Raw genomic sequence first — 13,738 nt, forward strand, 5'->3', positions numbered from 1 at the left:
TCACTCTCCGTGCCGGACGAGCCGTCAGCGGTCATCCGCCACCTCCGTATTCTGTGCTTCGAAAAACGTCATCGCCTTCAACAACTGACACCATCCTACCAGATTTCCACGCTTCGCGCGATTAAAATGTCGCGACAACCCGCAAAGGTAGTGACCGCCAAAGGCGACGAATGTCGCGATCGATGGGCTAGACGATGGCGAGGGACAGCATTTATGTATTGACCTGTTTTGGTCAGAGGTGGACGCCCCATCCAGCGGGGTCTCGCACGACCAACCACGCGCGTCGTTCCGTAAACGAAAGAGAGTTCCGTCATGGCTGTTCTGGTGACCGGCGCGGCCGGGTTCATCGGCTCGCATGTCGCGCACGCGCTGCTCGACCGTGGCGAAGCCGTCATTGGTCTCGACGACCTGAACGACTACTACGAGGTCTCATTGAAGGAAGCGCGCCTGTCGCGTCTCGAGCAGCGCGGGGGATTCCGCTTCCGGTGTCTCGATATCGCCGATCGTGAGGCGATCACCGCGTTCTTTTCCGAATACGCCGACATCGATCGGGTGGTGCATCTCGCGGCGCAAGCGGGAGTGCGTTATTCGCTGGTCAATCCTTATGTCTATCTGCGCAGCAACATCGATGCGCATGTGGTCCTGCTGGAGCAGGTGCGCCGGGTCGATCGGTTCATTCACTTTGTCTATGCGTCATCGTCATCGGTCTATGGCGCCAACCGGACAATGCCGTTTTCGACCGACGATCGCACCGATCATCCGGTTTCGCTCTATGGCGCGACGAAAAAGGCGATGGAGGTGATCAGCGATTCCTATGCGGCGATGTACGGGCTGCCGATCACGGGGCTGCGATTCTTCACCGTCTATGGGCCTTGGGGGAGGCCGGACATGGCGGCGTGCATTTTCACGCGCAAGATCCTCGCCGGCGAGCCGATCCCGGTGTTCAATCACGGCGAGATGAGGCGCGACTTCACTTACATCGGCGATATCGTGCCGGGCGTGATTGCCAGCCTGGACCGTCCGCCCGATCCCGGTGCCGGCACGCCTCATCGCCTCTACAACCTTGGCCATCACCATCCGGAGCGCCTCACCGATTTTATCGCCATCCTCGAAACGGCGCTTGGCCGGACCGCCGTCGTCGACTTTTTGCCGATGCAGCCGGGCGATGTGCGGGAATCCTACGCGGACATCGCCTCGGCGCAGCGGGATCTGGGATTTGAGCCGAAGACGCCGATCGCCACGGGCATTCCGCAATTCGTCGACTGGTATCGCGCGTACTACGGCGTGTGATTATTTCGCTTTGGGCGCGACCGGCACGTCGTAGAGCGCGTCGAGCTGCGAGCGATACTCGCACAAAATGGTGTGCCGGCGGATTTTCAGCGTTGGCGTCAACTGTCCGTTGTCGATGCTGAACGGTCGGGGGGTGACCGTGAAGCGGCGGATCTTCTCGATTCCGGACAGGCTGCGGTTGACTTCTCCGACCGCGGCGCCGAGTGCCTGGAGGAACGACGCGTCGCCGACAAGGTCCTCAACTTGGTCCGGCCGCTCCTGCACTTTGGCCCAATGCCTCGCCCATTCGGGGTTGGGCACGAGCAAGGCAACCAGGTGCGGCCGGCGGTCGCCGTATATCATCGCCTGGGCAATCTCCGGGCGCAGGCTGAGCAACCCTTCGATGCGCGCCGGCGAAAGATTATCGCCGCCGGAATTAACGATCAGGTCCTTCTTGCGATCGGTAATGCGCAGATCGCCATCGGCATCGATCTCGCCAATGTCACCGGTATGCAGCCAGCCGTCGCGGATCGCTTCACGGCTTGCTTCCTCGTTCTGCCAATATCCTTGCATCAAGAGGTTACCGCGGACGAGGATTTCGCCGTCCTCGGCGATGCGGACTTCGGCGCCCTTGATTGGTGGGCCGACGGTATGCAGCTTGGGACGCTTCGGCCGATTGACGCTGATCAGAGGTGCCGCCTCGGTCTGGCCGTACCCTTGAACGACCGGCAGACCGATCGCCCGGAAGAAAATGGCGACATCGATATTGAGCGGAGCGCCGCCGGAGACCATCGCCTTCAGCCGGCCACCGAACCGCGCGCGCAATTTCTGGCGGACCAGCCGTTCGAGCGCCAGATCGATGATCCGCGCGCCAAAACCGAATGATTGCGGGTCCAGGTAGCGCCGCCGGCCGTAGGCGAGGGCGGACAGGAACAGCCGCTCGCGCACGCCGCCCTGCTTGCGCACGCCTTGCGTGATGCGTTGCTGCAGGATTTCGAAAAAGCGCGGGACGGCGGAGAAAATCGTTGGTCTCGCCTCGGCGATGTTCGCGGCGACACGGTCGATTCCCTCAGCGTAATAGATCTCGGCGCCGATCGCCACCGGCAGGAACTGCCCCACGGTGTGTTCGTAGGCGTGCGACAACGGCAGGATCGACAGGAACGCCTCGTCATCGAGGTCGACCTCGGACAGCACGTCGATGGCGCCCTCGATGTTGGCCAGGATGGCACCATGATTCAGCATCACCCCCTTCGGTGCGCCGCCGGTGCCGGAGGTATAGATGATGCAGGCCGTCTCGGCGCAGGTCAGGGCGAGCGCCGCGGCGCGGATGTTCGTGTGATCGCCCTCGCCTCGCGCCATTACCTCCCTCCAGGTCAGTACCTTGAAGTCCGGTTGCTGGCCGAGGGCGAGTTCGTCGATTGAAATGATGAAACGGATATGCGGACAGCGCATCACCGCCGGCAGAAGGTTTTGCGCGAGCTTGCGAGACGAGACGATGACGGCACAGGCGCCGCTGTCTTCGAGGATGTGAAGATGATCGGATTCGGTGTTGGTCGCATAAGCCGGCACGGTGATCGCGCCGCTGGCCATGATCGCAAAGTCGGCGACGAACCAGGCGGGGCGGTTTTCCGAGACGAGCACGATGCGTTCGCCCAGCCCGACCCCGAGGCTGCGCAGGCCGCGCGCCAACATGCAGATCTGAACGGCCACCTCGCGCCATGTCAGCGGGGCATAGCGTCCGTCCCGCTTGAACCAAAGCAATGGGCGTTCCCCGGCCCGGTCCGCTTGACGGAAAAACATCGTAACGAGGTTAGGCCAGCGTGCGTCAGCCATGCGTGTCTTGCCCTCGTATTGATTGATACGGCGCGGGACTTGCCGTTTCGCGAGGCCGCGTGCACCTTTATAGGCGGCAGAGCGGATTGGAGGAACACCGATGACACACGCAAGCGCGGCGGCGGTCCGCGAGGAGAGCCGTTCTGGTTCTGATGCGGCGACGTGGAACCTTGATGACCTCTACCGTGGCTCCGATGATCCGCAGATAACGCGCGACCTCGAGTGGACAGCGGATGAAGCCGCGCGCTTTCACGCCGACTTCGCCGAACGACTGGCGATGCTGAGTGGTGCGGAATTCGCAACGGCGATCGCTCGCTACGAGACCATTCTCGAGCGGCTCCATCGCATCATGAGCTTTGCCCAGCTGCATTTCGCCGCCGACATGTCGGCACCCGAGCGCGGTCGTTTCCTCCAGGACACGCAGGAGCGGTGCAACGACATCTCCACCCAGACCTTGTTTTTTACGCTTGAACTCAATCGCATCGACGATGCGGTCAGCGCTGCGCAGATGCAAGATCCGCAGGCGCGGCGCTACGCGCCGTGGATTCGTGACAGCCGGATGTATCGCCCGCATCAGCTCAGCGACGAACTTGAGCAACTACTGCACGAGAAGTCGGTGACCGGCGAGGCAGCATGGATCCGGCTGTTCGATCAAACGCTCTCGGAACTGCGCTTTCACATTGATGACCGTGAACTGACGCTCGCCGATACGATGAACCTGCTCGATAACCCCGAGGCGAGCGTTCGTCGCTCGGCGGCGAAGGCTTTGGGGACCGGTTTGGGCGAGCGGATCGGCATGTTCACGCTGATCACCAACACGCTAGCCAAGGAAAAGGAGATCGAGGATAAGTGGCGGCACTATCCGCGGCCGGTCTCCTATCGCAACCTGAGCAATCGCGTGGAGGACGAGGTCGTCGATGCGATGGTCTCGGCCATCCGCGGAGCGTACGGCGAGCTCGCCCATCGTTACTACCGAATCAAGGCCGGCTGGTTCGGCCGCAGCGAGCTCGATTATTGGGATCGCAACGCACCGTTGCCGGGCGAGGACACGCGCCAGTACTCCTGGAACGAGGCATGCGCCATCGTTCTGCGTTCTTTCACTCGCTTCGATCCGCGGATGGCGGACATCGCCAAGCGGTTCTTCGTCAATTCCTGGATCGATGCCGAGCCGAGACCGGGGAAGGACGCCGGCGCCTTTTGCCATCCCGTGGTTCCGTCCGCACACCCGTTCGTGCTGATGAATTTCTACGGCCGGCCGCGCGACGTCACCACGCTTGCCCATGAACTCGGCCACGGCGTCCATCAGATTCTCGCCGCCGAGCAGGGTACGCTGATGTCGGATACGCCGCTCACGCTCGCCGAGAGCGCTTCGGTCTTCGGCGAAATGCTGGTTTTTCGCGCGCTGCTCGATGAGCAGCGAGATGCTGCGGGACGCCGCCGGCTTCTCGCCGGCAAGGTCGAAAATATGCTGAACACGGTGGTCCGCCAGATCGCCTTTCACGCATTTGAGCAACAGGTTCATGACGAGCGACGCCAGGGTGAACTCTCAGCCGAACGGCTGGGGGAGATCTGGTTCGGCATCCAGCGGGAGAGCCTCGGACCTGTGTTTAAGTTTGCCGACGAGTACCGCTATTATTGGGCCTATATTCCGCACTTCATCCATTCTCCATTTTACGTCTACGCGTATGCGTTCGGCGATTGTCTGGTCAATTCACTCTATCAGGTGTACAGCGAAGGACAGCCGGAGTTCCAGGACCGCTACTTCGCCATGTTGCGGGCGGGCGGCACATTGCGGCACCGGGAGCTTCTTAGCCCCTTCGGTCTTGATGCCAGCGATCCCGCGTTCTGGCGCCGGGGGCTCAACGTGATCTCGGGATTTATTGACGAGCTTGAAGCCGCCGGCTGATTCGCTCGAGTGCGCTCCCCGTGATGCCCGCCCCGGCTGGTGAAATTTGGCAATGTCCTTGCGGCGCCTTATATTTGAGGGCGAACGAACCCGGACTCAGCCCGGGATCTGGCGACGGCACCCGCCCTCGCCTCGGACGAACGAACAGCGGCAGACGACGCGATGCCCGAATCCGGACGTTTCGACGGCGAGGATCGCAGCGAGGGCGATTCCTTCGGCGGCAGGCTGAAGCGTTACGCGCGCGTCGGCACGACCGTGGGCGGACTTGCCGCGCGCTTCGCCGGCAACCGCCTTTTTGGGTTGACCATCGATCGACCGGAACATGCGGCGGAACTGACGGCGGCGCTGGGCGGTCTCAAGGGACCGCTAATGAAGGTGGCGCAAATTCTCTCCACCGTGCCCGATCTCCTGCCCGAGGAATACACGCGTGAGCTTGCCCAGCTTCAGCACAACGCCCCGTCGATGGGCTGGACGTTCGTCAAACGGCGAATGCAGGCGGAACTGGGCGTCGGCTGGGAACGGCGATTTGCCAGCTTTGAGCATACGGCCGCAGCCGCCGCGTCGCTTGGTCAGGTTCACCGGGCGACCGGCCTCGACGGCCGCGCGCTCGCCTGCAAGCTTCAGTACCCCAATATGGCCTCGGCGGTCGAGGCGGACCTGCAACAGCTTCGCGTCATCTTTTCGATCTATCGCCGGTACGACAAGGCGATCAATCCGTCGAACATCCATACCGAATTGGCCGAGCGCCTGCGCGAGGAGCTGGACTACCGGCGGGAAGCCAAGCACATGCGCCTTTATGGACGCATGCTGGCAAGCGAGGCTGGCGTTTTCGTGCCCGAGGCGTTCGCCGAACTCGGCAGCGACCGGTTGCTGACGATGAGCTGGCTCGACGGCGCGCCGCTTCTGCAGTTCGTCGACAGCCACCTCGATCTGCGCAACATCCTCGCCCGCAACATGTTTCGTGCCTGGTACGTGCCTTTCTACGAATACGGCGTCCTGCACGGCGATCCCCATCTCGGCAACTATACGGTTCGCAGCGATGGATCGATCAATCTTCTCGATTTCGGCTGCATTCGTATCTTCCGTCCGGAATTCATCGGTGCCGTCATCGATCTGTATTGGGCACTGCGCAACGACGACGACGACCTTGCGGTGCATGCGTACGAGACCTGGGGATTTAAATCGCTCGATCGCAACATCATCGAGATCCTTAACCACTGGGCCCGCTTTCTTTACCGACCGCTGATGGAGGACCGGGCTCAGCCTATCCAGGAGGACGGCGGAGCAATGTATGGCGCGCGGGTCGTCGGAAAGGTGCAGCAGGACCTGCGTAAAGCAGGAGGGGTGACGCCGCCGCGCGAGTTCGTGCTCATGGATCGCGCGGCGATCGGTCTCGGCAGCGTGTTTACCCGGCTCCGCGCCGAAGTGAACTGGCATCGCATGTTTCATGAATTGATCGAGGGCTTTGACGCATCGACGATCGCGCATCGCCAGGCAGCAGCGTTGGTCGCCGTCGGACTGCAGCCGTCGACCTGATCGTCGAACCGGGAGAGCGCGGATGATTGTTACGACGACCGATTGTATCGAGGGGCGCCGTGTCGGCGTTTATCTTGGCATCGTCGCCGGCCAGGCGGTGATGGGAACTAACTTCTTTCGCGATCTGTTTGCCGGAATTCGCGATATCGTCGGCGGCCGGTCCGGCAGTTACGAAAAGGAACTGCGCAAGGCGAAAGAGCTGGCACTTGACGAGATGACCGAGGAGGCACGGAGCATCGGCGCGGATGCGATCATCGGCGTCGATCTCGACTACGAGCACATCGGCTCGGGCGAGCGCTCGATGCTGATGGTCAGCGCCAACGGCACGGCAGTGAAGTTGGCATAGACTGGTCTCGATGCCGATTGGGGATGGCGGAGCGCCGGTTTGTCTGCTTCGCCGTTTGACTCACGCCTTTTGAACATCCGCATGACTCAGAAGCTGTTGATCGAGAGCCGTCTTCATCAGAGGCGTTCGGTGCCGGCCAAATGTTCAAGGATTGGCATTGCGCCGACCGCGGGCAAATCCCCGCGATGATCCGCAACAAAGAATCGCGCTCGGATTTCTTGCCTTAGGCACCCGTTAACCCTCCTTCGAGTAGTACTTTTCTGATGAACCGGGTACGATGAAAAAATGCAGATGTTGCGGAGACCCATAACCGATCGTAGTGCGCCGGCTCCGATATGCCCGGGCACCTTGTTTGACGAGGCGGTCCGGCTTCACCATTACATTGATGCGTTGGACGCGGACACGGACGCTTATGCCCTTTGCATCCTGCTGTCTCGTGTGCCGTCGCCGCATCGGCGGCCCGCGCTGCTGCTTCTTATCAAGTACGAATTTTCCGGGCTGACCAATAGATCCGACGTCCAGTCTTTCGTTAATGCCGGGAATGATTTTATCATCACTGTCTCTAGTGATCGCGTAGCACAGCTCAACGCCGTGGAAGAGCGGATCCGATCGCTGCTCGACGACTTGGACAGTGAATGGTGGCACCGCAGGGAGCCATTGGTTCGGCGATTCGATCTCGCGCTTCCCAGCGAGGCTGCGGAGTTCCGTGCCCTCTTTTCGGAACCCTCCGCCGGGCAGACAAATCCGTGTCCTTCTGGCGCGCTGATGCGGCAGCTCGAGCCGTGTCTCGTTTCCGAAATCGCACAAGAGATCGAAAAGCGCGGCGTCGTCGATCTCATCCGTCGGCAGACGATAATGCAGCTCGGCGTTGGGTTGGCAGCGCCGTTGTTTGAAGAAATCTTCGTCTCAATCGAGGATTTGCAGCGGGCCGTTGCTCCCAGTGTCGATCTGCGTGCCAATAGCACGCTGTTCCGCTTTCTGATGCAGTCGCTCGATCGGGCGGTGCTGAGTTGTCTGTCCACCCGAAGTGAGTTGAGTACGGTTAAACCGCTCAGCCTCAATCTGAGCCTGAGTGCGCTCAGCAGCGCCCATTTCGCGACATTTCTCCGCTCTCGTTCTGACGGCGCGCCCCCCCTGGTCGAAGTGCAACTGGTCGACATCCTTGCCTTGCCCGCGGCCTACCAGCGAGCGCGTGCGCAACTGTCACCTCACGGCGTTCGTTTCGTTATCGACGGGATCAGTCTACGCGACGCAAGGCAGGTTGACGTCAGGGATCTGCAGCCGGATTTCGTTAAGTTGATGTGGGATGACGAACTCGACGCCGATGTCTGTGCCGATCACAGCCGGGCGTTGATCGGCATCGTCACGGCGCTCGGACGGGAACGCATCATTCTCGCCAATACGGATTCAGAGGCCGCCCTCGCTTGGGCGATCAGTATGGGGATTACCCGGCTGCAGGGGCGCTACATCGATCTGCTGATCACCGCACTCCAGCGTGGATCATCGCGGTGAGCGCGGCCATGAATTCGTTGACCTCGACGACGGCAAGAGCGGCAGGCTGGTCGGGTGAGCAGTTGCTGCGCGAATACATGGATCACCTCGGCGAGCATCGCGCCGGCCGCCTAGCGCTCTTCGTTGCGTTATCGCGGCTACAGCCGAGTAACAGGCGTGAGCACCACATTCGCGCCGCAGTGGAAATATTCTCGGATGTCATACGGAGTCATCAGGCGGAATTCTTCTCGCTGCCGAACGAAGACTTTCTGCTGTTTTTCAACGAAGACGTGCGTGGGCTGATGGAAAGTGCCGCGGCGAAGATTTGCTATCTGTTCACCGACGATCCGCTGATTAACGGCGCTCGGCAATCGAAGCGCTTCGCTCAATGGTATTCGCTTGATGTAGACTTCGATGATGTCGTCAAGTTGATCGCGCAGCTCAAGGCGCGATGCACCACCGCCGCAGGTGCCGAGGGCGGGTCGGCAGCGGCGCGGGCGTCTGTGGAAAAGCGTCGGCGATCCTACGTTCTGACGCCGGAGTGGCTCGATAGCCTGCAAAAGAATCTGGCCCAGACCGATATTTCCAATTTCATCCGACGGCATCGTGTCTGTCAGATAATCGCAGACGAACCGATCAGGACCCTGTTCGGCGAACTCACTGTCTCGGTGGCTGACCTTGCCTCGACCGTGCTTCCCGGAGTTGATCTGCGTTCCGATCCGTGGCTGTTCCAATATCTGACCGAGACGTTTGACCGGCGAATGTTGGCCTTACTGGCGAAGCCGGACGTTCAGCAGTCAACGAGCAGGATCAGTATCAACCTGAACATTTCGACCCTGCTTTCGGACGAATTTCTCTCATTTGAGAGAAATCTCTTCGCCGCCCGGCGTGGCACCATTGTCATCGAACTCAAGGCGATCGATATATTCGATGATCTTGAAGCATATCTGCTCGCCAGCCGTTTCGCGCGGTCGCGCGGCTACGAGATCTCCATAGACGGGCTCACGCATCGAACGATGGGGCTGCTGGATCGTGAAAAGTTGAACGCGGACTTTTTGAAGGTCGATTTTACCGGCGATCTCTTCGAAGGACGCGAGATGGCGCTTGAGCGACTCGCGGCCGTCGCGCGGCGTCATGGACTCGACCGCTTTATTCTCGCGCGCATCGAGACGAGGCAGGCTCTGAGCTTTGGCCAACAGGCAGGCGTTCGGTTATTCCAGGGACATTACGTGGAATCCGCCATCAGTAATGAGCAGCAGGGGCGATTCGCCCGCCCGCATCAGTCCCGTTCGCGGCGATGAGCGAGGAGGGGCCGTCTCGCGTCTGCGCCGCGGTTTCCACGTTCTGTGATATGTTACTGGCGCTTAACCACAGACAATGATCACGCACCTCACCGAACCGGTGATTCGTGTCGAGTCTCTCGGCAAGCGGTATGGCGGCGTAACCGCACTCGATGACGTAAGCTTTACAATCACGGCGGGTTCGACGACGGCGCTTCTGGGAGGCAACGGCGCCGGGAAGACGACGACCTTGTCCATTCTCCTTGGGCTGTTGACGCCGACGTCCGGCACCGTCCGCGTGCTCGGCGAGGATATGCTCAAGAACCGCTATCGCGTCCTGGGCGAAATGAACTTCTCGTCCCCTTATGTCGATTTGCCACGCCGTCTCACCGTCAAGGAAAACCTCGTCGTCTATGGTCGGCTTTACGGCGTCCGCCGTCTCCGCCAACGCATCGGTGAACTGGCCGACGCTCTTGATATCGCGGATCTTCTCGATCGCCCCACCGGCGATCTCTCTTCTGGGCAGCGCACCCGTGTCGCCATCGCCAAGGCGATGCTTAATCGACCGCGCCTGTTGCTGCTCGACGAGCCTACCGCTTCGCTCGATCCTGACTCTGGCGATATGCTGCGCGGCTTCCTCGAGCGCTATCGGGCGGACAGTGGCGCTACGATCCTACTTGCCTCGCATAACATGGCCGAAGTCGAACGGTTATGTGACGATGTCCTGATGATGCGCGCGGGACGGATCGTCGATCGCGGCGCGCCGCGCGCGTTGATCGCTCGCTACGGCCGGCAGACTCTGGAAGAGGTTTTCCTCGATATCGCCCGCGATCGCGCCTTTCCTTGTCACGCGAGCGGCGGTCGCGCGGTGCGATGAGGGATCGCGCCCGGGGCGCCAAATGGTGGGATTTGGTGTGAACGACTTTTTCTCATGGCGACGCGTCGCCGCGATCGTGCTGCGCCATCTCTTCGTCCTGCGTCGTTCATGGCCACGAATCCTCGAGCTTGCCTATTGGCCGCTGGTTCAAATGGTATTGTGGGGCTTCATCACTCTGTTTTTCGTTCATCACAGCTCCTGGGTGGCGCAGGCGAGCGGGGTGCTCATCAGCGCGGTCCTGCTCTGGGACGTTCTGTTTCGCGCCAATCTCGGCGTATCCGTCTCGTTTATGGAAGAGATGTGGGCGCGTAACCTCAGCCAACTGTTCGCCAGCCCGCTGCGTCCGCACGAATTCGTAATCGCTCTGGCCCTGATGAGCCTGTTGCGCACATTGATCAGCGTCGTGCCGGCGATGGTCCTGGCATTACCGCTGTTCGGTGTGTCGGTGTTCTCTCTCGGTCTGCCGCTTGCCGCGTTCTTCGCCAATCTGCTCCTGTTCGGCTGGTCGATCGGGCTAATCGTCTCGGCGCTGGTGTTGCGCCTTGGCCTGGGAGCCGAGAGCCTGGCCTGGGTCGCCGTGTTCGCAATCGCGCCGCTGAGCGGAGTCTATTATCCGGTGAACGTGTTGCCGGATTGGCTCCAGCCCATCGCTTTGTCGCTGCCGTCCGCCTATGTGTTCGAGGGCATGCGATCGATCCTGTTCGATGCGCGCGTGCGCTACGATCTGATGGCCGCGGCGTTTGCGCTCAATGCGGGGTTCATGGTGAGCGCAGGGGCGTTCTTTTTGTATATTTACCGCATCGCACGGGAGCGTGGACTGCTTGTCCAGCAGGGCGAATAAGCGGACCGGAGCATATCACTGTCCTGCGTTCGTCGGCTGCCCGCCGTCTGTCAGCTCAATTTGTTCCGGCAGCAGGGCCTCGATCATCGGACCATTGAGGGTTTCCACCCAGCCCCGCACGCGCACGTCTCGTCCCTTGAGCGAGTAGGGCTTCATGCCGGCCGCTTCAAACAGCTTCAGCGCCTGGACGGGTATAATGACGGTGAAATCGTCGCGCCAGTCATCGCCGAAGTTAATGTACCAGCGATTGCCATGGCGCGAGGCATCGGTGACGCGTCCCTCGACAATCTGGTAGGAACCGTCGATGGGTCCGGGGTCGGTCGCCCGCCTGACGGCAAATTCCGGCTCCCGCCACAGTCCGACGCCCCGCGCACGGGCGCCCGCTTCGATCGAAAGCATCTCGGCGATAAAGGGCCGTGAATCGGCGGTCGGGCGAACCCTGGCAAGCCCGAGGCGCAGCAGGGACGCCTGCAGCCAAGCTCCGTCGCGGGCGAAGACCTGCACCGGTAGCCGCCCGTAGCGGTCCGTATGCGCCTCCCGCGGCTCTAAGCATGCCGAGTGCTGTTCGATCGCCGCCATCACGGCACGTGTTTCGTCAATCAGCGGCGCACGCTCGGCCGCGAGGCCTGAATCGCCCAACTGAGGCAAATCAACCCCGGCCAGGCGGATGACGCTGGCGCCGTTCACTGTCGCGACTAGGCGCAAGTCCGCGTTCGGTTCGACACGGTCGATGTGAACAAGTGGATCGCACGCCGTCATGAACGCATGGCCTGTTGCCATCGGCGCCGCGATCGGCGCCGCTTCTTGAACGGGCGGCACCGGCGCGCTTGCAGCTGCGGGATTGGCCAACTCGGTTATGGCAAAGGCTGAGGCAAAAAGAAGCGCGCCCGCGCCAGATCCGTGTGGCCGAGTGCGCCGCTGCGATCGACTTCTCTTCTCAGCTGAGGTACCATCCAGTGAGGCGATCGAATGTGGTCTTGAAGCCCGATTCATACGAACTCCATTCTGAGTTGAGATCGTCGGTCCATTCTAGCAAGCGGATCTCGCCGGAGGCGCCACCTCGCAATGGATGCTCGCCATTATCGAACCGATCTCTTCCCGGAAATCGAGCCCTATTCGTCGGGGAGACTACGCGTCGGCGGGCCTCACTCATTGTATTGGGAGCAGGCCGGCAACCCACGCGGTGTGCCGATCGTATTCCTGCACGGTGGACCGGGTGCCGGCGCTGCGGCCGCGCATCGCCGCTTCTTCGACCCAAAATCGTACCGAATCGTCATTTTCGATCAGCGCGGCTGCGGTCGTTCGGTCCCGCACGGGGAAGTGCGCGAGAATACGACCGAGGATCTCGTCGCCGATATCGAAGCTCTGCGCTGTCATCTTGGCATCGAACGCTGGATTTTGTTCGGCGGCTCGTGGGGATCGACGCTGGCGCTGGCCTATGGCGTGAGGTGGCCCGAGCGGTGCGCCGGGTTCGTCTTGCGCGGGATCTTCCTTGGCGGTCGGCGAGAGGTGCAGTGGTTTCTTTATGGGATGGGCACGATCTTTCCCGAGGCGTGGCGGGCGTTCGCCGGCCACCTGCCGGCCGTCGAGCGCGACGATCTTCTCGCTGCCTATTACCGGCGTTTGATCGACAAGGATCCGGCGGTGCACATGCCGGCGGCAGCGGCTTGGAGCCGGTACGAGACGGTTTGCTCGAATCTGATCCCGCGTCCGGACGAGCCGCTACTGGGCGGGTGCGACAGTGCGGCGTTGGCGCTTGCGCGAATCGAGTGTCACTACTTCGTCAACGACGTCTTCCTCACCGAGGATGAACTCTTGACCGGAGTGCAGCGCATTCGACATGTGCCGGCGATCATTGTTCAGGGCCGTTACGATATCGTCTGTCCAATCGTCACAGCGGACGCGCTCCTGCGCGCATGGCCGGAAGCCAAGTACGTCGTCATCCCGGATGCCGGCCACTCGGCGATGGAACCGGGAATTCGTGCCGCCCTGGTCCGTGCAACCGAGGCAATGAAATCGCGGTTTGCATGACGACGCATCGAGGCCCGTCACGGCTTAGCCTTGCCGCTGCGGCGGCAGGATTTCAGGCATCAGGACATCGTCGATGACGTGGCTGCGGCCGATGTCGGTCAGGTGCGCCCGCTTCTCGTCGGCGGTCAGTCGGGTGCCGATTCCCTTCGTCATGACCAGGATGAGCGATCGGTCGCTCAGGTCGAGCCAATAGGTGCGGCGAATCAATCGGTCCGCGCCGTCACGCATGAAGGGATCATCGATCCCCGCATCGAGAGGCGGGCGATAAAAGGCGGTCATCGTACGTCAGTCCTCAACGTTTGCTGTCTGCGGTGGATGACAAATCGTA

At 61.4% G+C, this 13,738-nt stretch carries 12 protein-coding genes; 9 read left to right on the top strand and 3 right to left on the bottom strand.

From position 1 onward, the window contains the following. Positions 1 to 312 precede the first annotated feature (312 nt). Positions 313 to 1,290, top strand: coding sequence for an NAD-dependent epimerase/dehydratase family protein (locus IPK66_01890; protein ID MBK8174084.1), 978 nt, complete (start codon positions 313 to 315; stop codon positions 1,288 to 1,290). On the opposite strand, the gene IPK66_01895 is transcribed toward IPK66_01890, so the two are convergent. After that, complete coding sequence (locus tag IPK66_01895) at positions 1,291 to 3,102, bottom strand: long-chain fatty acid--CoA ligase (protein MBK8174085.1); 1,812 nt, start codon at positions 3,100 to 3,102, stop codon at positions 1,291 to 1,293. A 100-nt stretch (positions 3,103 to 3,202) separates the two neighbouring features. Between IPK66_01895 and IPK66_01900 the strand changes: the two genes are divergently transcribed. The 7 genes from IPK66_01900 to IPK66_01930 all read left to right on the top strand — a co-directional run bounded on the left by IPK66_01900 (position 3,203) and on the right by IPK66_01930 (position 11,379). Beyond that, complete coding sequence (locus IPK66_01900; GenBank protein ID MBK8174086.1) at positions 3,203 to 5,008, top strand: M3 family oligoendopeptidase; 1,806 nt, start codon at positions 3,203 to 3,205, stop codon at positions 5,006 to 5,008. A 162-nt stretch (positions 5,009 to 5,170) separates the two neighbouring features. Then, positions 5,171 to 6,544: an AarF/ABC1/UbiB kinase family protein gene (locus IPK66_01905; protein ID MBK8174087.1), complete on the top strand. Its 1,374-nt coding sequence runs from the start codon at positions 5,171 to 5,173 to the stop codon at positions 6,542 to 6,544. Positions 6,545 to 6,566: 22 nt separating this feature from the next. Further along, positions 6,567 to 6,890, top strand: a complete 324-nt coding sequence (locus tag IPK66_01910) for a heavy metal-binding domain-containing protein (GenBank protein ID MBK8174088.1) — start codon at positions 6,567 to 6,569, stop codon at positions 6,888 to 6,890. A 291-nt stretch (positions 6,891 to 7,181) separates the two neighbouring features. Beyond that, the gene (locus tag IPK66_01915; GenBank protein ID MBK8174089.1) at positions 7,182 to 8,402 is read left to right on the top strand and encodes an EAL domain-containing protein; all 1,221 of its coding nucleotides are present in this window, start codon (positions 7,182 to 7,184) and stop codon (positions 8,400 to 8,402) included. Beyond that, a complete protein-coding gene (locus IPK66_01920; GenBank protein MBK8174090.1) occupies positions 8,399 to 9,682 on the top strand; it encodes an EAL domain-containing protein in 1,284 nt (427 codons plus the stop codon). Before IPK66_01915 ends, IPK66_01920 begins: the two co-directional genes overlap by 4 nt. 76 nt (positions 9,683 to 9,758) lie before the next feature. Further along, positions 9,759 to 10,538 carry an ABC transporter ATP-binding protein gene (locus tag IPK66_01925; protein ID MBK8174091.1) on the top strand — a complete coding sequence of 260 codons (780 nt, stop codon included), beginning with the start codon at positions 9,759 to 9,761 and terminating at the stop codon, positions 10,536 to 10,538. 22 nt (positions 10,539 to 10,560) lie between these two features. Further along, positions 10,561 to 11,379, top strand: a complete 819-nt coding sequence (locus IPK66_01930) for an ABC transporter permease (protein ID MBK8174092.1) — start codon at positions 10,561 to 10,563, stop codon at positions 11,377 to 11,379. Between the two features lie 15 nt (positions 11,380 to 11,394). Here IPK66_01930 and IPK66_01935 read toward each other — a convergent pair whose 3' ends face one another. Beyond that, the gene (locus IPK66_01935) at positions 11,395 to 12,198 is read right to left on the bottom strand and encodes a thermonuclease family protein (GenBank protein ID MBK8174093.1); all 804 of its coding nucleotides are present in this window, start codon (positions 12,196 to 12,198) and stop codon (positions 11,395 to 11,397) included. 246 nt (positions 12,199 to 12,444) lie between these two features. Here IPK66_01935 and pip point away from each other — a divergent pair, with 246 nt between their 5' ends. After that, positions 12,445 to 13,410, top strand: coding sequence for a prolyl aminopeptidase (gene pip, locus IPK66_01940; GenBank protein MBK8174094.1), 966 nt, complete (start codon positions 12,445 to 12,447; stop codon positions 13,408 to 13,410). 24 nt (positions 13,411 to 13,434) lie between these two features. Here the strand turns inward: pip and IPK66_01945 are convergent, their stop codons facing one another. Then, complete coding sequence (locus IPK66_01945) at positions 13,435 to 13,689, bottom strand: hypothetical protein (GenBank protein MBK8174095.1); 255 nt, start codon at positions 13,687 to 13,689, stop codon at positions 13,435 to 13,437. Positions 13,690 to 13,738: the final 49 nt, after the last annotated feature.

The organism is Rhodospirillales bacterium, assembly GCA_016712595.1.
Classification (GTDB): domain Bacteria; phylum Pseudomonadota; class Alphaproteobacteria; order Rhodospirillales; family Defluviicoccaceae; genus Defluviicoccus.

What these genes read in the sequence shown, in the direction of transcription:
- IPK66_01905 (MBK8174087.1), top strand. Translation starts at nt 5,171, where the DNA reads ATGCCCGAATCCGGACGTTTCGACGGCGAGGATCGCAGCGAGGGCGAT.
- IPK66_01895 (MBK8174085.1), bottom strand. Translation starts at nt 3,102, where the DNA reads ATGGCTGACGCACGCTGGCCTAACCTCGTTACGATGTTTTTCCGTCAA.
- IPK66_01925 (MBK8174091.1), top strand. Translation starts at nt 9,759, where the DNA reads ATGATCACGCACCTCACCGAACCGGTGATTCGTGTCGAGTCTCTCGGC.
- IPK66_01915 (MBK8174089.1), top strand. Translation starts at nt 7,182, where the DNA reads ATGTTGCGGAGACCCATAACCGATCGTAGTGCGCCGGCTCCGATATGC.
- IPK66_01910 (MBK8174088.1), top strand. Translation starts at nt 6,567, where the DNA reads ATGATTGTTACGACGACCGATTGTATCGAGGGGCGCCGTGTCGGCGTT.
- pip (MBK8174094.1), top strand. Translation starts at nt 12,445, where the DNA reads ATGGATGCTCGCCATTATCGAACCGATCTCTTCCCGGAAATCGAGCCC.
- IPK66_01900 (MBK8174086.1), top strand. Translation starts at nt 3,203, where the DNA reads ATGACACACGCAAGCGCGGCGGCGGTCCGCGAGGAGAGCCGTTCTGGT.
- IPK66_01945 (MBK8174095.1), bottom strand. Translation starts at nt 13,689, where the DNA reads ATGACCGCCTTTTATCGCCCGCCTCTCGATGCGGGGATCGATGATCCC.
- IPK66_01890 (MBK8174084.1), top strand. Translation starts at nt 313, where the DNA reads ATGGCTGTTCTGGTGACCGGCGCGGCCGGGTTCATCGGCTCGCATGTC.
- IPK66_01930 (MBK8174092.1), top strand. Translation starts at nt 10,561, where the DNA reads ATGGTGGGATTTGGTGTGAACGACTTTTTCTCATGGCGACGCGTCGCC.